Source organism: Alcanivorax sp. HI0044, assembly GCF_001634945.1.
Genome location: NZ_LWEZ01001052.1, coordinates 1 through 816 on the forward strand (window position 1 = coordinate 1; position 816 = coordinate 816).

At 61.4% G+C, this 816-nt stretch carries 2 protein-coding genes; both read left to right on the forward strand.

Annotated features, from left to right (window positions below; genetic code table 11):
- Positions 1–2: 2 nt before the first annotated feature.
- A complete protein-coding gene (locus A3730_RS12235; protein ID WP_082872356.1) occupies positions 3–266 on the forward strand; it encodes a metalloregulator ArsR/SmtB family transcription factor in 264 nt (87 codons plus the stop codon).
- A 1-nt stretch (position 267) separates the two neighbouring features.
- Entirely contained in the window at positions 268–765 is a 498-nt protein-coding gene (locus A3730_RS12240) for an arsenate reductase ArsC (protein WP_063519544.1), read from the forward strand.
- Positions 766–816 lie beyond the last annotated feature (51 nt).

Sequence of the window (816 nt, forward strand, 5' to 3'; positions counted from 1 at the left end):
TGATCTGCCTGCTGCACGGTCAGGGGGAGGTCTGCGTGTGCGATCTGGTGGAGGCCATGCAGGCGCCGCAGTCCACTGTGTCTCGCCACCTGGCCCAGCTGCGCCAGTGCGGGTTGGTGGTGGCTCGGCGGCAGGGTACCTGGATGCATTACCGCGTTAATCCGAATCTGCCCGCCTGGGCACAGCAGACGTTGGCAAGTCTGGTATCACCGGCCTGCGACGCCCTGTCCCTGACACTTCCTGTCTCTGCCTGCTGCGAGAACTGACATGCAACTGCAACCCATGACGATCCTGGTACTGTGCACCGGCAATTCCTGCCGTTCCATTATTGGTGAAGCGTTGATCAATGCCCTGGGCGAAGGCCGTTTTCGGGGACTCAGTGCCGGCAGCCATCCCACCGGTGAGGTGAACCCGGGGGCGCTGGCGGTACTGAGACGCCATGGTATTACTCCGCAAAACCCGGCCTCCAAGTCCATGGACGATCTGGCCGATGAAACTATCGATCTGATCATTACCGTCTGCGACAGCGCTGCCGGAGAAGCCTGCCCGGTGTGGCTGGGGGATGTGCCCAAACTGCATTGGGGGTTGCCGGACCCGGCCCATGCGCAAGGCACGGACGAGGAGATTGCGGCGGCCTTTGAGGCCACCTACCGGCAATTGGAAAAACGGCTTCAGGCACTGTTCGCTGTGTCGCTGGATGATCTTGGCAAGACAGGTCTGGTGGCCTGCGGCGAACAAATCCACCGGGACATGGAGGACCTCTGATGCCGTTCTTCGAGCGTTATCTGAGTGTCTGGGTCGGCCTGGCGATTATTG

What these genes read in the sequence shown, in the direction of transcription:
- A3730_RS12240 (WP_063519544.1), top strand. Translation starts at nt 268, where the DNA reads ATGCAACTGCAACCCATGACGATCCTGGTACTGTGCACCGGCAATTCC.